The following is a 19182-nucleotide window of genomic DNA, read 5'->3' on the forward strand; positions in this document are numbered from 1 at the left end:
TATCAGCCTTCAGCCATTGTCTTCTTCGGAAGGCAGAGTAAAAATCTGCCCGGGATAAATCAGGTCAGGATCTTTGATCTGGGTTTCATTAGCCTGATAGATCAACGTATATTTTAAGCCTTCCCCATAAATTCTTCGGGCAATTCGCCAAAGGCTATTTCCGGGTTGGACCACGGCTCTAATCTCTAATCCACCTTTAGCCAGAATAACATCTTCGGCCGCTTCACGCTTAAACGGGATCTCAACTCTTGAAATTACGTTGCCGTCGGCATCCAGTTGATCAACGCGCAAGTCATAAGTGCCTGGCACAATCTCCATCTCGGGAGCCAGCCTCCAATTGCCATCTTCATCAATTTTGGCTGTACCGATATGCTTGTTTTTCAAATAAACGCGGACTTGTCCTCCACGCTTACCTTTGCCAGCAAGCGCAACATTGCCCTGATCATCATAGTCGATACTTGCAACGTTCAACTCTTCGGCCGCCTCAAGGTTTCCTTCTGGCTCCGGACTTTGAAGAAGTTTACTAACCCTTTGTTCCACCTCAGTTTTTGCAGCGCCTTCTTTAGGTGTCAAGACTGCAATAGCCGGTTCACGTTCCTCTGTTGCCTTGGAACAGTCAGGAACATTCATCACCACCATACGCGGTGTTTCCATCACATTTTTATCTGGATTCAACGCCTTCGCATTGATCTTCTGGGCTCCTGCAGGAAGCGGATCAGTCCCAACGAAAACCCATTCCCCACGGCGTGATGAAAGCGCGGAACCAAGTTCTTTTTCATTGGCATAGATTGTCACAACAGAGGTCGGCTCTGCCCTTCCCGCAACTAGAATTCCACAATTCTGATCCACCCGTACCACATCGAAACGAGGGGGCAGCATTGGCAGAATCCCTGACTGTTTGATTTGTTCATTGGGATTATCTTTTTCCAGAATTACAGGCTTATCTGTATCCGTTAGCTTTGCAGTCTCTTCAGAGACCGCTTTAGATGTCTCAGTATCAGTAGAAGAAGAATTTGCAGTCTGCGTTTGGTTATCTTTAGTCGCTGCCGCAGATGATTTATTTTCTGTTGTCGGAACAGACTGATTAGCTACCTGTTCCGGTTGCTGATCCGTCCAGAAGAAGAACATCAGACCAGCAGCAGCAAGTATCAAAACCACCAAGATCAACAGAACGCGCACGACTATACTCCCCTTGCCCATTTTCAGCAGTATGAACCCTTGCGTGATTTAGCGCAACAAATCCCGAAAATTTGGCGAAGCATGTGAAGATTATCGAAGGTTCACATTGTTTGAAACGGCTTTCAGGTTCTTCAGATAAGAAATCATCGCAGATAAATCCTCATCCGTCATTTTTGATGTCCCATGAGAAATGACATCAGCCATTGCACCCTGAACGTCATCGAAGTTTGGTTTCATCCCGGACTGGAAAAAACTCTCAAGATCACTCTCACTCCAGTCTCCAAGGCCTGTTTCGACATCCGGGGTCAGGTTAGGTACCCGGCCAACGGCGCTATCTTTGGGATTTCCTGCCATCGGACGCTCCATATCCAAACCGCCTATTTCATTTCGCGGCGTGTGACATTCCCCGCAGTGCCCAAGGGCGTTTACAAGATAGTCACCCCTTTGAACCTGCTCATTATCCATTGGGTATGTCCGTGTACCCTGGCCTTCATTAAAATATAACAGCCTCCACCCAATTTGCAGCCATCGCCAGGAAAAAGGAGCAGACAAGTCATGCATTGGCACAACACTTCGAACTGGCTTTAACGATTTCAGATAGCCAAAAATAAGGGCGGCATCTTCATCTGTCATGGCTGTATAGCTTGTATAGGGAAAGGCAGGAAAATAATACTTTCCATCTGGCCGCACCCCATGCTTTACAGCCTTAATAAACTGATGCTCTGTCCAGGCTCCAATGCCGGTGATCGTGTCCGGTGTAATGTTAGGGGTATAGAAAGTCCCAAAAGGAGTCGCCAGTTCATGTCCACCAGCAAAAGGCACTGCATCGGAACCCAAAGCAGTATGACAACTTTCGCAACCAGCAAGCCCGGTTAGATACCTGCCCCGCTCAAGATCACTTGCTGAACCGTAAGCAGACAAAAAAACTGAATTGGCAATTGCCAATGCAACCGCCAATCCAAGGGTCTTTATTCGTTTTTTATTATTCACTATTTACCTGATTAATGCTCTGGTTTTCGGTAAGGTTTATGGCATCCACCACATGTTTTCCCTGTGGCACCCAGGGCAGCACCAATTTGTCCCTGATCCCCACTCTCTACGGCAGCGACCAGACCAGCAGCTGCCATTTGAAAATCTTTCACAGCTTTATCAAAACCGGCTGCATCACTCCAGATTTCAGGCTTTGATCGAGTTTTCTCCCCACCTGATCCCTCAGGAAACAAATCAGGCATTGCTGCAGAAATTTCTGAAATCCCAGCTGCATCCTTTTTAAGAGCCGCAGAGTATTTTGCTTCTCCCTTAGCAACAGCTGCGATCTTCTTCATGTGCATTCCAAGTTCTTTCATCATTGTAATGCGCTTATCAGCGTCCGCATTGCCTGTGCTCATGGAATGGGCACTTACAGCAGTAACACCAATAGTACCCAGCACCATCACCGCAGCCGCATATTTTAATGTCTTGATTTTCATATAGCTCTCCTTGCTCAGACTAACCCTGTAACTCTTTTAATTCGTGTTTAACGTTATACTCTTTTATGAATTAGGTAATTTTAAGACAATTTCAGCCCCCCCATAACCATGAACCTTATCATGAGCCCGAACAGTCACCTTCTTTACGTGCATGGGAATGGAGATTTTCATCGATCTAGTAAACGGTTGCTCATTGTCGTGAGGATGCATCAAGACGCGTGTACCAAGAACATTTCCATCCATGTCCAACACGTCCCATTTATCTGCATAATGATCCCAGCCTTGATCTTCATGGCGCACGGTTACTGAAAACCGAAACATGTCTGCATCTGTTTTTGCAATCTTGACATCCAGTACATCGGCCTCCCCTGCCCAGACAGGACTTGACGTTAGCACAAAGGTCCCGCAAATAAGCAGATAGATAAAAATTCCAAAAAGATTTTTCAGATCGGTAAACATTTTCATGGCGACTATATCTTCTCTTTGCGTCTATTGCGGCTCCAGAATGCCGGCAGATGAAGACTTTAAAAAAGCAGCCCACAACCTGGGGCTTGAACTTGGTCAAAAAGACATTCAGCTCGTTTATGGCGGCGGGCATGTAGGTCTTATGGGGATTACAGCAGATGCCACCTTGCAAGCTGGTGGACAGGTTATCGGGATTATTCCCGGCCATCTACATGATATTGAAGTCAGTCACGAGGATTTGACTGAATTGCATGTGGTTGACAGCATGCATACTCGAAAAATGATGATGTTTGACCGCGCTGACGCCTTTGTTGTTTTGCCTGGCGGCCTGGGCACGTTGGATGAAACCTTCGAAATGATCACCTGGCGACAGCTGAAGCTGCATGACAAACCGATTGTTTTGGTAAACTATAAAAACTACTGGCAACCCTTCTTGGATATGATCGATCACCTAATTTCAGCAGGCTTTGCTGAAAGTTCTGCGAAGGAACTTTTTACAGTTGTTGAGCGCATGGAGGACGTCCTACCCACCATTGAACAGGCCAAATCTGCCGAAATACAGCCTGATCTGAGTAAAATGTAGGAAATTCCACATTTTTATTCAGGAGAAACTTGCACCAATCGCAAGCGGTGGTACATTGCGCCCACTAGTTTTACCGATACACATCTAGGCTAAGAAGGATCTAAGAATGCCAAAGATACAAGTCGCTAATCCAGTTGTTGAACTGGACGGGGATGAAATGACCCGGATCATCTGGGATTTCATCAAACAGAAACTCATCCTTCCATATTTGGACATTGATCTTAAATACTATGACCTTGGCATGGAATCCCGGGATGCCACCAACGACCAGATCACTGTTGACGCAGCAAATGCCATCAAGAAATACGGCGTCGGCGTAAAATGTGCGACCATTACGCCTGATGAGCAACGGGTTGAAGAGTTCAATCTGAAAGAAATGTATCGCTCTCCCAACGGAACAATCCGGAACATCCTGGGCGGAACCGTATTCCGCGAACCCATTATCTGTGAGAATGTTCCGCGCCTTGTTCCTGGCTGGACTGACCCAATCGTCATTGGCCGTCATGCTTTTGGCGACCAATATCGGGCAACAGATCTGCTGATCCCTGGTCCTGGTAAGCTGACTATGAAATACACACCTGCAGATGGTGGTGAAGAGCAAGAATTTGAAATTTTTGATTTCCCAAGCTCTGGTGTTGCCATGGGCATGTACAATCTGGACGAGTCTATCCGGGGTTTTGCACGCGCTTGTATGAATTATGGACTTGCTCGTGGATGGCCTGTTTACCTCTCCACGAAAAACACCATCATGAAAAAATATGATGGCCGCTTTAAAGACCTCTTTGAAGAAGTTTATCAGAACGAGTTTAAAGCTGAATTTGATAAAGCCGGTATTACATACGAGCATCGCCTGATCGACGATATGGTTGCTTGCGCAATTAAATGGTCTGGTAAATTCGTTTGGGCTTGTAAAAACTACGATGGCGACGTTCAGTCTGACACAGTGGCACAAGGCTTTGGTTCATTGGGTCTGATGACTTCTGTTTTGATGACACCAGATGGACAAACAGTGGAAGCCGAAGCAGCTCATGGCACTGTGACCCGTCACTATCGGGAGCATCAGAAAGGCAATGAAACATCCACAAACCCAATCGCATCCATTTTCGCATGGACACGGGGCCTGCTGCATCGGGCCAAGCTCGATAACAATGCGGAGCTTAAAAACTTTGCGGAAACATTGGAAAAAGTCTGTGTTGCAACCGTTGAAGGCGGTCAAATGACCAAAGACCTGGCGTTGCTGGTTGGACCAGATCAGTCCTGGCTGACAACAAACCAGTTCCTGGAAGCTATCGACGCAAACCTTCAAAAAGCGCTTGGCTGAATAGTCGGTTACTCTAAAGAAAAGCCGGTCCTCTTTGGGCCGGCTTTTTTGTTTGCAGAATTGTCACGAAACACACCCAAATTAAGTTATTTCAGAAATTAACGTTTTTTTAACCTTCTCATAAACCGTAAATCGCTATATTATCAAATCAATTACAAAGCGAAGTAGCTTTGGGGGGTGTTTAAATGATTTTGTTCAAAAAGGCTTTATTGGGCCTCACATTATTAGTTTCATTTACCAGTCTTGCGTCTGCTGCAACTCTGGATTTTAACGAAGTTGCTGGCTATCCTTCAAATGCCTCTGTTATAAATCTATCTAACGCAAATATTACACACAATACTCCATTTGGTGGTTTCCTGGTTACTCAGGATTTTCCTGGCTTTGAATTCAATAGCCTCAATGACAAGGGCTCGATTTGCGCGTTGGTTGGACCACAATGCTTAGGAAGTATGGGTATCTCATTTGGAGGCGCGATTGAAAACCTGTATATTGGATTTGCTGGAGATGACCTTGAAGAGGATGAAGAGGTAATCGTATCTGGCTGGCTTAACAATTCAAAAAAAGCTACTGAAATCACTATAAGAAATGGTGGGATTTATAATTTTGCATCTTTAGGAATTGTGGATTTTATCTTCCTGCAAAACAATAGTACAAAGGATAGTGGCGGTTTTCTATATCAAGATTTCTCCTTTGACTACGCAGAATCAAATGTTGTTGCGACGCCTCTTCCCGCTGCACTTCCGATGTTTGGGGCGGCGCTGGCGTTGCTGGGCTATAAGGGTTGGAGACGCCGTAAAAGTTAGCTCCCTAACTACTATCTAATTTAAGGATGGAAATGAGACGGCTTCAATTTTGTTGCCGTCTTTGTCTTTTATAAAGGCCCCGAAATAGGTGGTCATGGCAGCTTGCCGAGGTCCAGGGGCACCCTCATCCGTGCCGCCATTCTGAAGTGCGATACGATGAAATTCCGTAACTGCTTCGGCATTCTTTGCTCTTAGGCAAATATGAACACCAGTGTCACTTGCCACCCCATTCATATCTGGGCGAGAATTGAGCCAAAATTCTGGGTATTTCTTGCCAAATCCAACCATGGATTGTCGGTCGACTATTTTTTTATATCCGATAGCTCCCAAAACGGCTTCATAGAATTTTGTGGCTAAGATTAGATCTTTAACTGCAATAGACACATGATCAATCATTCTATTCTCCTCTTACAGAATTTCCTCTCTTCGCTGCCAGAGGAGTTCATTGGAATAAGCATTACCATCTTTGCCAACTTCAGGAGACGTTTTGAGTAGCAAATCTTCACCCCGCCATTCAATTGTCCGAATAAGCGGGCCCCCAATCCATTCCGGTATGGTGGACAAGAACACATCATGATGCACATCCTCCCCTTTAATATGGAATGTCCCGGCATAAGACAGGCATTTGGAGGCTTGAGTGTCTGACCGGGCTGGCTCAGACTGAAAATCTGCCCGCATTAAAAAACCAGACATGACCCCGGCCGCAGTATAAATCAACTGTCCTTTAGCATCCTCTCCCATGGGGAATTTATAAAATTCGCCATTTCGGTAGACGCGCCAATCCTTTAACTCCCAGGTTCCCAATAAGTCACGTTCTGTAGTCATGTCAGTTCTCCTGCCCTTGTTTTTCATTTTCACTATGGTGCGGGAGGAATTGGATTTTCGCAAATAAAAAAGCCGGCAGAAACAACCCCGCCGGCTTATCTTTTCAAATTCACTTGTCTTATTATGCGTCCTCTTCGACAACGCCATCCTGATCGCCCGGATTCCCTTGAAGCGCCTCTCCAAGAATACCCGCATTTTCACGGATCTTATGTTCAATTTCTTTGGTAAGGTCAGGATTTTCCTTCAGGAACTGCTTCGCCTGCTCACGACCTTGTCCAATCCGTTGGCTATCATATGAATACCAGGAGCCGGATTTTTCAACGATATCCGCTTTGACGCCCAGATCCAGGATCTCACCCATTTTAGAAATCCCTTCCCCATACATGATGTCAAACTCAACAACCTTGAATGGCGGGGCAACCTTGTTTTTCACCACCTTAACCCGGGTCTGGTTACCTACAATCTCATCCTTATTTTTGATCTGACCAATCCGGCGAATATCCAAACGAACAGAAGCATAAAATTTCAGAGCGTTACCACCTGTTGTCGTTTCAGGGCTTCCAAACATCACCCCAATTTTCATGCGGATCTGGTTGATGAAAATGACCATACAGTTGGACCGAGAGATAGAGCCTGTTAGTTTCCGTAAGGCTTGGCTCATCAAGCGGGCTTGCAAACCCACGTGGGTATCGCCCATCTCGCCTTCCAACTCCGCTTGCGGGACAAGGGCAGCAACACTGTCAACGACCAAGACATCAACCGCACCAGAGCGCACCAGAGTATCGGCAATCTCAAGGGACTGTTCACCTGTATCTGGCTGAGAAATCAACAACTCATCGATATCAACACCAAGCTTTCGGGCGTATACAGGATCCAGAGCATGTTCAGCATCCACAAAAGCGCATGTGCCGCCTGCTTTCTGGGCTTCTGCGACAACTTGCAGAGCCAATGTTGTCTTACCGGAACTTTCAGGTCCATAAACCTCAATAATACGGCCTTTTGGCAATCCACCGATGCCAAGGGCGATATCAAGTCCAAGAGACCCTGTGGAGATCGCTTCAATATCAAGGGCTTCCTGTTGCCCGAGCTTCATAACCGAGCCTTTGCCAAAAGCTCGTTCAATCTGGCCCATTGCCGCTTCTAGTGCTTTTTTCTTATCCATACCGCCTGCTTCAACAAGTTTAAATGCTGTTTGTCCCATAGTGATCCCCTGTTATTTCATAGGTCCGCGACAGATGCAATGACATTAATGTACATGCTTTGTTCTCATGCGCAAGCGTTTTTTAACATACTGTTTAAATTGTATTATTTTAACCTGTTCGATTTTTGTTCCCACATAGGACAGTGCTTAGTCAAATAGGTTGAAATAGTTAGCAAATTTTATTCGACGGTCGATCAGGCAAAAACTGGAGTTGGATCAGAGAATAATTGGAATTTTGGGTAAATTTCAGGAAAAACACATCAATAATTATTTCTATTCATATAATTTTACCCTAATATCTATTGCTCTAATGTGGGTTCTTGGGGGAAAAGATGGTCAATATATTTCATCGGTCGGCGGCGATTGCACTCCTCACTGTGCTTGTCGCAATGATTTTTCAACCGACTAACGCGACTGCAGTCAGCACGTATGAGCTTGAAAAAATCAATGCTGCACTCAACAGCGATAAGTTGAAGCTGGATGAAGACGTATTTGACGGCAATAATTTTGGACCAACCATTGATCAGTCAACAGCCCAGCGGCACGTGAATGATTATATCCGTGCGTTAAATTCCTCCATCTCCACATATAATGGCCTGAGTAATGACGCAAAGCTGTCAGATGAGGGAAAGAAGCTCTTAAAAATGCTGCAGGAAGGTCAGTTGACCTCCAAAAAAATGCGCTCGGCCCTCTCCCGCACCCCAAAAGAAATTGCACCAACCGTAGCTGAAGAACAGAAACCAGCGAAGACCAGTCCCGAATCTTCTGAAACCAGTAACACAACTGAGGGAACAGCCGAAAAAACAACACCGGCAACTGAACAGACCTCTGGCATGTCAGCTTATGAGAAAGAACAACTGGAAAAGGCAGCAGCCAGCAAGGCAGCCAAGGAAAAAGCCCGGGCACAGTTTGAGGCCCAACGCGCTGCACAGGAAGCCAAAAAACAAAAACAGCGCGAAAAGAAAGAAGCCCAGAGAGAGCATGCCAAACTATGTAATCAGTTTAAGACGGCCGCCATGACGGCCAAAAATCGCAATCCTATGCTGAACCTGATGCTGCAAGTCGCCCAGGGTGACATTTCCCTTACCTCGGCAGAGCAGATCAGTGAAACGCGTAACGTTGCCGGTAAAGTGCAAGCCATCTGTGAAGCCACGGATATGCAAGCTCTAACAGCCCGGAAATGTTACTACACAACAACCACTTTCGAATATGATCCGGCAAAATGGTGTGAAGCCGCGGCTCAAGGCGAACCTCTGGTAAAAGCAATGGCGCTTAACGGGGCGAAACGACTTGTAGGGTCACTCGGCTCGTCACTTATTCAGTCACCTGAAGAGTTTAAACAACGCAATGGGTTTCTAACTTTCGAAGGACCTGTCACCTATGAGAGCCGCCTTACCTTTTCACCGGAAAAACTGAGCAATCAAAGAGGCGCAGTTGAGAAACTCCTGGTAGCGTCAGGTGAAGAAAACACAGAAAAAGTGTGGGATGAACAAAAAGTCCGTCTGGAAACACTCCGAAAACTGGTAGATCAAACGGCTGGTGACTGGCAGTTACCATCCAACAAGGATAGTGATTACAGCGGGGATCTCGCAGCAAAGCAAATCAAAAGCTTTCATGAAGATGCAGAGATTGTGGACGCCTGGCTCAGTCGGGAAAGCTGGAAAATTCATCGAAATGCATTGGGCGTCATCCTCCGCCGAACCCGCCCCGGTTATATCCTCTTCAAGCTGGAGGAAGATCCGCATTGTCAATTGAAACGCTACACCCAGACCGAGCAATATGTTGGCGGCGGAAACTACCAGAAAACGGATCAGGTCAGTTTTGGATATGTCCGGTTCCAAAGCTGTGACAACTAGCTCCTCGGAAAATTCTGTATTTCGGTCCGGCAAAACCTGCCTAAGGGAAAAACATGTTCTAACAACGGATCCCAAATACGGCAGCTAAATCAGAACTTTAGCAACTCATAATACTTGGTCCGGTTTTTGCTTAACTATATTTGTTAAACATAAACACCAGCTATGAGGAGAAACCGCATATGGTAAATTCTGTTCACGGGAACGGACATGGCCATGCCGCTAGATTTGTATCCCCCACCCCACAAGTCACAAATTCAGAAGAAACGGCCGAAGCCACGCCGACCCATCCGGGTAAAGGCAAGGCGGGCGCCCCCGGCCAATTGGCTAAAGAAATGCTGGGTGGTACACGACCACCTGGGTTCGCACTCGGCAATTTAGTTTCCTTAATTGCACATGGGGACCTGGAAGGCGCCCAGTCTTTGGCTGCCAGCGTGACCGCTCCCCCTCCATCTGAGGATCCTGCTCCGTCACCGGATGGCGTTGATGAGAGTGTTATTGGAGATATTGCCAGTCCTGATGAGACTACTGAAGAAACAAGTGACGCCGCACCTTTGGAAACTGCTGCAACGACGGAGGAAACTCCCTCTGAGGAGGAAGCCGGTGAAGCACTCGCAGCACCAACCACCGAAAATGATCCAGTAAACTCAGATGCAGAGATCGCCCTTGCAGGTCTTCAGGAAACGAGTGAGGACAGCTTGGTGGATTTATTCAGTTCTTCTGAGGAAGACACAAATCCAGTTTGATTTCGACCGGCGCGGTAGCAAACTTACCGCGCCGTCCTTCGCCAATCTGCGATCAGCTGGCCAATGCCCTATAAACCCGCCGTTTCAAATCCAAAGCAAATGGATGCGTGAACGCCATGACCCGCTGGGTCATCAACAACCCAGCTGAATTTGTTTCAGGTGATATCCACCATTGGGTACCCGCAACACCGCCCCACCAAATTTCACCGGCAACACCTTCTGGATCTTTCGCTGTTGGCTCGACCACCACAGAACCGACAAGACCGTATCCGCGTCCGGGAATGGCGCCCATACCTGCGAACTGAATGTTTTTACCTGCTGGCAACTGGTTTTGTCCAAGCAATGCACGGGTTTCCGGCTGCAACAGATCCATACCACCCGGGACCAGGCTCCGGATCAGGGCAATCATATCTTCCAACGTTGAAACCAGGCCACCACCGCCAGAGAGGCGCGCGCTAGGTTCTATGTATGCACCCCGATAAGGTAACTCATCAACGCGGGTAAGACCCGGTTTTGCCGGACGCATGATATCAGCTCCCTGATAATAGGCCGTCAAACGATCCAACTTGTCCTCTGGACAAATAAAGCCTGTGTCGTTCATGTCCAAAGGGTCGAAAATGCGCGTTTTGAAGAACAGATCCAAGCGCTGTCCGCTGATAACTTCGATCAAGCGACCCAAGACATCTGTTGCGATGGAATATTCCCATGATGTTCCAGGGTGATATGTGAGGGGGATTTCAGATAAAGCCGTGATCATCTCGGCCAGCGTTGTCCGAGAACTCATGACTTTTTTCTCAACGTATAGCCGGTTAATCAGGGTACCTGGATCAAACAGTCCATAGCTTAAACCTGCTGTATGAGACATCAGATTTCGAATAGTGATCGAACTTTTTGTGGGCTCCGTGTCTTTTTCAGATTTTGCATCTGCCAGAAGAACGCGGCGATTTCCGAGCTCAGGAATAAATTTTTCAATCGGATCGTCAAGCGCCAGCAGCCCCTCTTCCATGAGGAGCAGAACAGACAATGACGTGATCAGTTTCGTATTTGAAAAGATCCGGAAGATATGATCAGTCCGAAGCGGTATCTCCGCTTCCCGATCGCTCATCCCAGCCAAATGCACATCAACCAGATCCTGCCCCACCAATACAGCGGAGGAGATCCCCGCAAAAAGGTCCTGATCCACATAGTGTTGCATCCCCTGATGCAAGTCGGTGAAATCATACTGGCTTTCAATGATGGACATGTCTGTCATGAAAAACTCCCTCACTCGCGTTCTTATGCGCATTTGTTTCAGGATTTATCCCTAGCGCACTTTTCCGCCACTGTCATGAGGGAGTTTTGAAATCAGCGACCAACTGACAGCATGGTTTTGCGGCCCGTAGCCATTGGAATACTGTTCAACAGCCGGGCGATTGCACTTTTGGCAAGGGAACCAGTTTGCCTAAAGGCCTGTGAACGCAAGACATGAGCCTGCAATTCAACATCTTTTTGGATCTGATGACGATAGGTCTGGCCATTTAATGTCTGCATTTTCATAACTCGATCTCCTCTTTACAGGGAGTGTTCCCTGTTTCTGATGATCGGTTATAAAAGTTTTCTCAGCATAAATAATCAGGCTTGATTAGGTAATATTATTTGGTAAAATCAAATAATGTCATTTGATCCGACCAGTCTCGACCTCTTTATACGCATTGCATCTCTTGGTGCTATTGGTAAGGCCGGACGTGAATTTGGACTGTCTCCCACCGCGACTACCCAACGAATTCAAGGGCTTGAAGATGAACTCGGCGTGAAGCTCTTTAACCGGACCACGCGAAAAGTCGCCCTCACCTCTGACGGTGAGGTGTTTCTCAATCATGCCAGAAAGATCATTACGGCAATTGAGGATGCTCGCTCTGACCTCTCAACGACAGCAAAGAATATCAAGGGCGAACTTCGCGTAGCGGCGCCAGCCTCCTTCGGACGGCGGCATATCGCGCCCTATGTCACAGAGTTTTTGAAAGAATATCCCGACGTTCGTGTACGCCTTGATTTCAGTGATGGTCTTGTCGATATCGTGGATCAAGGATTTGATCTGGCACTCAGGATCGGTCAGTTGGCATCATCCACTCTTGTCGCAAGGAAGCTGGCTGAAATTCCACGCTTATTGACGGCCTCACCCGGCTATCTGAAAACTGCTGGCCCTATTGAAAAGCCGGAGGATTTATCCGCACATAACTGCATTATCCTTGGGAATAATCGAAACTGGAAACTGCGGGACCCGGAAGGAATTGAACATGAGGTTCGGGTCAATGGCAATCTCACCACCAACTATAGCGATGTGGTCACAGAAGTTGCCATTGCAGGCGGAGGCATTGCCTTGAGATCCCAGTGGGATATTCATCAACTCGTTACTGATGGCAAGCTTGTCCCGCTTCTGGACGACCACACAATAGTCCCGGAATGGAGCCTCTGGGCCGTCCGGCCTCCGGGCCAAATGGTCCCGGCCCGTGTTCGTGCCTTTATTGATTTCATAGCTGATAAATTCAAAGAATTGGACGCTTATCCGCTTTCAAATCCACATAGAAAGTAACCAGCGACTGTCTCATAACTTCCCATCTAAAAGTTTTCCTTGTCATCCCGTTTCGCTCATGCCCTTATGCTCGGGTCGAGTGCCTGCTAAGCAGGATAATCGGGAATCCGGTGTCATTCCGGAACGTGCCCAACGCTGTGATGGTGATGGTCAGGGTATTTACGTCACTGGTGTAAACCGGGAAGGCGCTCTGATCAAATGATCCTCAGTCAGAAGACCGGCTGGACAAAATAGCCCTACCCGCGTGGACGGCAGGATGGGCGTATTTTGACGTTGTTGGGGATTAACAATGACAGAAACATCAGTCCTGGCACCAGCCCAGCCTTTTACCAAAGACGAACGGGATGCCGTTTACAAAGCCATTCACACCCGCCGGGATGTGCGGGATCAATTCCTGCCAACTCCTATTCCAGAAGACGTCCAGAACCGATTGCTTGAGGCGGCCCATCACGCACCCTCTGTTGGTTTCATGCAGCCCTGGAATTTTATTATCATCCGCACGCAGCAAATGCGGGATAAGATCTGGAAAGCTTTTTCATCTGCGAATGAGGAGGCTGCGCAAATGTTTGAGGGGGATCAGCAATCCAAATATCGCTCTCTTAAACTGGAAGGTATTCGAAAAGCGCCGGTCAATCTCTGTATCACCTGCGATCGTTCGCGGGGTGGCAAGGTCATCCTTGGCCGCACTCACAACACCAATATGGATGTTTACAGCACTGTCTGTGCAATCCAAAACTTGTGGCTCGCTGCCCGGGCGGAGGGGATTGGTATGGGTTGGGTCAGCATCTTTAATGACGATGACCTGAAATCCCTGCTGGATATCCCCCCCAATATTGAAATTGTCGGTTACCTATGCCTTGGTTATGTGGATGAACTCTATCAGGAGCCTGAACTGCAAGCCAAGGGCTGGCGAAAACGGCTTCCCCTTGAAGACCTTATTTTCCAGGAAAAATGGAAACCGGAAGTACCGACCTAGCCCGCTTCACGATCCAGATCTATAATGTGGTGTTGATAAGGAAGGCGAATTGTCACGCAAGTCCCTTCTGCAAACTGGCTGGAGAAGATAAACTCGCCGCCATGCAGTTCTACAAGATGCTTGGATAGAGGCACCCCAAGTCCGGTTCCTTCACTTGTTGGTGTTGCGATATTGGTCACCTGCTCATAAGGGTTCAGGACAGCTTCAAGCTGATCTGCTCGAACGCCCACGCCGTTATCCTCGATCTCGATTTCAACATAACGGCCTTCAACCACTTGAGCGCGAACCTCAATGTGCCCGCCATTCGGTGTGAATTTGACAGCATTGCCAATAATATTGACGAAAACCTGCTTCAGGCGCACACAATCACAATCCAGCCAAATCGGAAAATCTGGCAGATGTTCGCGGATCTCAATCTGTTTGGAACTTGCCTTCAGATGCAGGAGGGAAATAGCCTGTTTGAGATCCTCGCGAATATCACATCTTTTCAGTTGTAGATCGAAGCGCCCTTCCTCAATCTTTGAAAAATCGAGGATGTCCGTGATAATCGATAATAGATGGGTACCAGCCGTCTTAATATCCTCAGCATATTCCCGATATTTTGGCGGTGTAACCTGGCCATGCAACTCTTTATCAATGATATCAGAAAAGCCAATTATCGCATTTAACGGTGTCCGAAGTTCATGACTAACATTGGCAAAAAAACGCCGACGTGTATCTAACGCACTTTCAGCTTCCATTTTCGCTTTAAGGAGTGAGTCGTGAACTTTCCGACGGATCGAAATATCACGGGCAATAGCAATATATCGTATCTTTCCCTCCAATGAGTAAGAGGAAATATTCAGTTCCAGCGGAAATTCCTGTCCATCTTTTCGGCGCGCTGGAACGGTCTCCGGTTCTCCATATTCTTTTGTCTCGAAATGAGACAACATTTCCTGCAACAGATGATGTTTATGCTGTGCTGCGTGCTGAAGCAGAATTTCTGCGCCCCTGCCCCTGACTTCCTCTTCTTTATATCCAAACATATGGCAGGCAGCAGGACTGAACAGCAATATACGCCCCTGTTCATCAAGTCCAATGACGGCATCGGCGCTATGATTGACCATTTCCCTAAACCGCACTTCACTCGCACGCAATTTCTCAACGGACTCAAACAGCACCTTATTTAGCCGTATTGCCCAGAAAAATAATCCAACGGATAGGACGATTAGGATCAGCAAACTTCCTAAAACATAATTGCTAACCCCTTGCGCCTGGGTAAGGGTATTGTTTAACTGATCCCGACCTGTGACGTTCAACTCCAACCAATGTTTTTCAAGATCATCAAGGGCGTTGATCATATCAACGTCGGAAACCTTAACGACTTGATCGACTTCAAAGGGGGATTTCCCCTGACTTACCATATCCGCCGCGACACTAAGCTGTTTCAAATAGTCATTGAGCGTGGCTTCGATCAATTGCAAATCCAGCATCTCACTGTCTGTGACCGGAAGCTGCCAATATTTTTCGACAATTGACAGGGCTTCGGCATGCTGGCTTTGGGCTAGTTGATGATACTCTTCCCGCCCCCGAAGCACGTAATTCTTGAAGTTGTGGATGAAACCGCCATAGCCGATTTGCTGCCGTAATGAGCTGAGCAGAAAGCCTTTTTGGGCAGGAATTTCTGAATAGTCCGTCCATTCCTGGTCGACCTGCTGATAAACCTTATTCACGGAAATCGTATAAAAGGAAAGGAGCAACGCCATTACGAGGACGGCAAGAAGCGCGGCCACTGCAAGCGGCTTTATTGCCCGAACTGGTTGTGCGCTCGTAACCATGAAATAATCATTTCCCCTCAAAAATGTACCCATATTCCATATATTCTAATATAATTAACGAATGGTAAGAGTTTAGATTCAATTTTATTCAACTATCGACCTAAACTGTTATTTTTTAATAACTTAGATACATTAGCCGAGGACGTGATCACCTCGAATTTACTGATAGTCGAACTCTGTAAACTGCTGAATCTAATCGATTTTAGAATTACTTATCGAGGGGAGACCCTGATCTGCGCTGGTCATTTGACTGGCGTCTTAAATCAGAATTCAACCAACTTCATCAAGATCTGAAGTTTTTCAGAAGAAAAATTACGATATTTATTCAGCCGCGATTGCCTTGCTCCGGCAATAGCAAGACGCATGTATTGGCACCGTGGCACGGGCGATGGCTTGATCAAGCATGAGACGGATGTGTCTGGCCTCTACCCGCTCCCCTCTTTTGACAAGGCATTCATGCAAGCCATGAAGGCTCCAAACGTTTCTCGGATGCTGGCACGGGCGCGGCAAGACATTCTCTAAACCGAGATCCGCCCGGTATATGGCTTCAGCTTCCTCATACTGATCCGCTTCCATCAACAGGGCCCCTAGCGCGTGACGGGTTGGCTGCATCCATCCCCAGGGTTCGTCATAAAGAAGGTTATCATCAAGAGTTACTGATCGGCGCAAATGATCCAACCCGTCTTCAATCCGTCCCGATTTGAAGGCAATCTCGCCATCCATCATGGCCTCCCCAACAGCGAGCACATCCTGGGCCGTATTGTTAAAAACCATACGTCCTTCCTGCACTGCATTTTGCGCGGCGATTGCCAGTCCCCGCTCGGCGACAGCTTCATCGGCCCGACCAAGATTGGCAAGAGCGATTGCGCGCGCCTGATACATGGCTGCCGTTGTATAACTGTAAAGTTCCTGATCTTCCGGGAAAGGCTCATCCAGTATCTCCTGCCACTGGCCAAAGCGGACCATCACGTGAATTTTCTTGCCATAAAAGGATTCAAAAAGTTCCGGCATAAACCGGACAACCGGCTCTGGCAGCATGCGCATCAGCTCTTCTGAAGCGGCAAGGGCTTTTTCTGGCTGTCCCAGGAACATGGCGCCATATGCCTCGAAATGCACATTGTGGATCCGATAAAGGGTATAGAAATTCTCTCCGCCGGCAATCGCTTCATATTTCTTGTCGATTTGGGCAGCCCGGTGGTTTCGCCAGACCACGTTTTGATACTCACCGCAAAGCACATCAATATGGGTTGCCATATGCACCAGATGTCCGCTGTCTGGCACCAGATCCACAAGTCGATCCCCATGTTTAAGAGCTTTTTCAGGGGTTGGAGACATCTCCATCAAATGAATATAAAGATGTAATAGACCCGGATGATCCCAGGCACCTGGTAAGTTCTCGAACGCCGCTTCCAGTACTCTTTGTGCTTCCGCGGTCGAGGCCCCCTCTTTTGGTTGCCCAAGGTTAAGATCCCATAGCTGCCACGGGGTCCGGTTCATCAATGCCTCAACAAAAATAGAGGTCACATCCAGATCATCTGGGTGGGCTGCATGGACTTTACGCATGGCATCTGAAAAGGCGTCGTTCCAGGGGCCATAATCCTCGATCTCTGGATCATCAGGGAAGCGATCTGCCAAAGCCTCGATCATCATGGCTTCCAGCGGTTTTAGCGAAGAACTGATCGACTTCGCCGTTTCAAGGGCTTTTCGTGCTTTATCAAGGGTCGCAACCCGTTCCGCTGCGTCGAAAAACTCCCATGGTTTATTGTAGTTGGGTCCAATTGCATATGTGATCCCCCAATAGGCGAAACCGCATTTGGGATCCAGTTCAACGGCCTTTTCAAAACAGGCGGCAGCTGCTTCATGGTTATAGCCAAACAGCCAATTCAGTCCGCTATCAAATTCCGCCTTCGCTTCAGCAGAATGAACCGTGATATCCCGTGAATAAACGCCCAGATCAAAAGTCGCCATCGAACCCGCCTCATTTATTAGATTTTATTTATATTGTCACCTTAAACTCCAATAAACAAGCGTTCTTCAGTGACGATTATTAATCGCTCAGACAAAAGTTGAGCTCTTCGAAAACCAGAGCAACCACGGCTTGCATGCTCTTATTCCATTACATTACAATATTCTCGATAAATAATAAGAATAAGGAAGACATCGAATGACTATCCCCGATGGATTTTCGCCTCATTTTCGCAAAAGCCCACTGACGGACCCATGGGAGCCGCTTTATTCCCGGGTGTTGGAGGATCGGGTGCAGATGGGACTGATGGCCAGTGAAGCCCATACCAACAGTCGGGGGTTTGTTCATGGGGGTCTGCTTGCAACGCTGGCTGATAACGTAATGGGATTGTCCTGCCATGTAGCCTTAAAAGATCAGTCGGGGCTCGTCACCGTCAACCTGACAACAGATTTTCTCTCCAGTGGTCGTATTGGCCAATGGATTCTGTTTGACGCCCATGTTGCCAAAACCGGAAAAACCCTCTGCTTTGCAAATTGTGTAATTACTGCGGATGATCAAATTATCGCGCGCGCTCAAGGCATCTTTAGCAATGTGGGCAGCCGCGATACAAAAAGAGGCTAACGCATTACTAAGGACAACCCAATCTCACGTTCACTCTTTGTCCCAAAAATATCATCGTGGTTAAGGAATATGATTAACGCAAATTTTATCCTAATTTTCGGCGATTTTTATGCTTAACAACATGAAAACAAAAGAGAAACTTACCTGCCGCTAATATATCTGGCGATCACATGGGTAAAAGGAACATGTTTTAAACATTCTTTTCCTCAGCTCCCATCAATTGTATCCCCTGTTTCTGAATACTAGCGACGACTTGTCGGATCGCATCAATATCATCGGGCCGGTATCCAAGCTCAAACATCAGCTGGCTTAATGTCTCAAGCGCCAGATCCAACCGGCTGAGAAGTTCCGCCCTAACGCTGGCGGACAGGTTTTGAATGAGGGCATAATGTCCCAGACGATCCAAACGCGCATGCAGGACCGCTACCCCTTCCGCAAACTGTCCGGTTCGAAAACAGACTTCGCTGGAATTTTGATAGGATTGCTCGAGACAAATAATCGCCTGATCTGGGATCACGTCATATGTAAGGGCAAATGCCATCATCCCCTCAGCCAGATTTGCCGCTTGTTGAAACTTAAGACGGGCCAGTGGAATATCTGATGCCAAAAAGGCTTCATTACCGGCCTTCATGACAGCCATCCACTCCTCGGTTGTGGCTGGCTTCTTGATGGTCTGCTGATAGGCAGTGGCTTTTGTGAAATCAACGGTTGTGTCAATCTTTTCAGGCTGTTTCATGAAATACTCTTTTACCAACGCAAATCCAAATGGAACGGATTTGGAGCAT

The 19182-nt window shown here is 47.3% G+C and carries 20 protein-coding genes and 1 riboswitch; of the genes, 8 read left to right on the forward strand and 12 right to left on the reverse strand.

What is annotated here, in order from left to right; genetic code table 11:
- Positions 1 to 9: 9 nt before the first annotated feature.
- The 4 genes from HH301_RS12835 to HH301_RS12850 form a co-directional block, all read right to left on the reverse strand.
- On the reverse strand, positions 10 to 1179 hold the full coding sequence (locus HH301_RS12835) for a LysM peptidoglycan-binding domain-containing protein (protein WP_169569291.1): 1170 nt from the start codon (positions 1177 to 1179) through the stop codon (positions 10 to 12).
- A gap of 90 nt (positions 1180 to 1269) precedes the next feature.
- On the reverse strand, positions 1270 to 2169 hold the full coding sequence (locus HH301_RS12840) for a c-type cytochrome (protein WP_169569292.1): 900 nt from the start codon (positions 2167 to 2169) through the stop codon (positions 1270 to 1272).
- A gap of 11 nt (positions 2170 to 2180) precedes the next feature.
- On the reverse strand, positions 2181 to 2648 hold the full coding sequence (locus HH301_RS12845; RefSeq protein ID WP_169569293.1) for a c-type cytochrome: 468 nt from the start codon (positions 2646 to 2648) through the stop codon (positions 2181 to 2183).
- Positions 2649 to 2711: 63 nt separating this feature from the next.
- Positions 2712 to 3113, reverse strand: a complete 402-nt coding sequence (locus HH301_RS12850) for a hypothetical protein (RefSeq protein ID WP_206378297.1) — start codon at positions 3111 to 3113, stop codon at positions 2712 to 2714.
- On the opposite strand from HH301_RS12850, the gene HH301_RS12855 reads away from it, so the two are divergent.
- The 3 genes from HH301_RS12855 to HH301_RS12865 all read left to right on the forward strand — a co-directional run bounded on the left by HH301_RS12855 (position 3112) and on the right by HH301_RS12865 (position 5820).
- Positions 3112 to 3696, forward strand: coding sequence for an LOG family protein (locus HH301_RS12855; RefSeq protein ID WP_169569294.1), 585 nt, complete (start codon positions 3112 to 3114; stop codon positions 3694 to 3696). The genes HH301_RS12850 and HH301_RS12855 overlap by 2 nt on opposite strands.
- A 106-nt stretch (positions 3697 to 3802) precedes the next feature.
- Positions 3803 to 5017, forward strand: a complete 1215-nt coding sequence (locus tag HH301_RS12860) for an NADP-dependent isocitrate dehydrogenase (RefSeq protein WP_169569295.1) — start codon at positions 3803 to 3805, stop codon at positions 5015 to 5017.
- A 185-nt stretch (positions 5018 to 5202) separates the two neighbouring features.
- Positions 5203 to 5820, forward strand: a complete 618-nt coding sequence (locus tag HH301_RS12865) for a hypothetical protein (protein ID WP_169569296.1) — start codon at positions 5203 to 5205, stop codon at positions 5818 to 5820.
- Between the two features lie 15 nt (positions 5821 to 5835).
- On the opposite strand, the gene HH301_RS12870 is transcribed toward HH301_RS12865, so the two are convergent.
- The 3 genes from HH301_RS12870 to recA form a co-directional block, all read right to left on the reverse strand.
- Positions 5836 to 6216, reverse strand: a complete 381-nt coding sequence (locus tag HH301_RS12870; protein ID WP_169569297.1) for a VOC family protein — start codon at positions 6214 to 6216, stop codon at positions 5836 to 5838.
- 12 nt (positions 6217 to 6228) lie between these two features.
- Entirely contained in the window at positions 6229 to 6645 is a 417-nt protein-coding gene (locus HH301_RS12875) for a lipocalin-like domain-containing protein (protein WP_169569298.1), read from the reverse strand.
- A gap of 121 nt (positions 6646 to 6766) precedes the next feature.
- Entirely contained in the window at positions 6767 to 7846 is a 1080-nt protein-coding gene (recA, locus tag HH301_RS12880; RefSeq protein ID WP_169569299.1) for a recombinase RecA, read from the reverse strand.
- A 332-nt stretch (positions 7847 to 8178) separates the two neighbouring features.
- Between recA and HH301_RS12885 the strand changes: the two genes are divergently transcribed.
- Together HH301_RS12885 and HH301_RS12890 are read left to right on the forward strand one after the other, a co-directional pair.
- Positions 8179 to 9702, forward strand: a complete 1524-nt coding sequence (locus tag HH301_RS12885) for a hypothetical protein (RefSeq protein WP_169569300.1) — start codon at positions 8179 to 8181, stop codon at positions 9700 to 9702.
- A 179-nt stretch (positions 9703 to 9881) separates the two neighbouring features.
- Positions 9882 to 10445, forward strand: a complete 564-nt coding sequence (locus HH301_RS12890; RefSeq protein WP_169569301.1) for a hypothetical protein — start codon at positions 9882 to 9884, stop codon at positions 10443 to 10445.
- A 52-nt stretch (positions 10446 to 10497) separates the two neighbouring features.
- Here the strand turns inward: HH301_RS12890 and HH301_RS12895 are convergent, their stop codons facing one another.
- Positions 10498 to 11697 (reverse strand): serine hydrolase domain-containing protein, encoded by a 1200-nt coding sequence (locus HH301_RS12895; protein WP_206378298.1) that lies wholly within the window; start codon positions 11695 to 11697, stop codon positions 10498 to 10500.
- A 92-nt stretch (positions 11698 to 11789) separates the two neighbouring features.
- Complete coding sequence (locus tag HH301_RS12900; RefSeq protein WP_169569302.1) at positions 11790 to 11981, reverse strand: hypothetical protein; 192 nt, start codon at positions 11979 to 11981, stop codon at positions 11790 to 11792.
- A 115-nt stretch (positions 11982 to 12096) separates the two neighbouring features.
- Between HH301_RS12900 and HH301_RS12905 the strand changes: the two genes are divergently transcribed.
- Together HH301_RS12905 and bluB are read left to right on the forward strand one after the other, a co-directional pair.
- Positions 12097 to 13017: a LysR family transcriptional regulator gene (locus tag HH301_RS12905; RefSeq protein WP_169569303.1), complete on the forward strand. Its 921-nt coding sequence runs from the start codon at positions 12097 to 12099 to the stop codon at positions 13015 to 13017.
- Positions 13018 to 13077: 60 nt separating this feature from the next.
- Positions 13078 to 13257: riboswitch (cobalamin riboswitch) on the forward strand.
- Between the two features lie 49 nt (positions 13258 to 13306).
- Positions 13307 to 13993: a 5,6-dimethylbenzimidazole synthase gene (bluB, locus tag HH301_RS12910; RefSeq protein ID WP_169569304.1), complete on the forward strand. Its 687-nt coding sequence runs from the start codon at positions 13307 to 13309 to the stop codon at positions 13991 to 13993.
- On the opposite strand, the gene HH301_RS12915 is transcribed toward bluB, so the two are convergent.
- Both HH301_RS12915 and HH301_RS12920 read right to left on the reverse strand, forming a co-directional pair.
- Entirely contained in the window at positions 13990 to 15810 is a 1821-nt protein-coding gene (locus HH301_RS12915) for a PAS domain-containing sensor histidine kinase (protein ID WP_169569305.1), read from the reverse strand. The genes bluB and HH301_RS12915 overlap by 4 nt on opposite strands.
- Before the next feature lie 321 nt (positions 15811 to 16131).
- Positions 16132 to 17778: a hypothetical protein gene (locus HH301_RS12920; protein WP_169569306.1), complete on the reverse strand. Its 1647-nt coding sequence runs from the start codon at positions 17776 to 17778 to the stop codon at positions 16132 to 16134.
- Positions 17779 to 17974: 196 nt separating this feature from the next.
- Here HH301_RS12920 and HH301_RS12925 point away from each other — a divergent pair, with 196 nt between their 5' ends.
- A complete protein-coding gene (locus HH301_RS12925; protein ID WP_169569307.1) occupies positions 17975 to 18397 on the forward strand; it encodes a PaaI family thioesterase in 423 nt (140 codons plus the stop codon).
- A gap of 190 nt (positions 18398 to 18587) precedes the next feature.
- Here HH301_RS12925 and HH301_RS12930 read toward each other — a convergent pair whose 3' ends face one another.
- On the reverse strand, positions 18588 to 19133 hold the full coding sequence (locus HH301_RS12930) for a hypothetical protein (protein WP_169569308.1): 546 nt from the start codon (positions 19131 to 19133) through the stop codon (positions 18588 to 18590).
- Positions 19134 to 19182 lie beyond the last annotated feature (49 nt).

The organism is Sneathiella limimaris (genome assembly GCF_012932565.1).
GTDB lineage: Bacteria > Pseudomonadota > Alphaproteobacteria > Sneathiellales > Sneathiellaceae > Sneathiella > Sneathiella limimaris.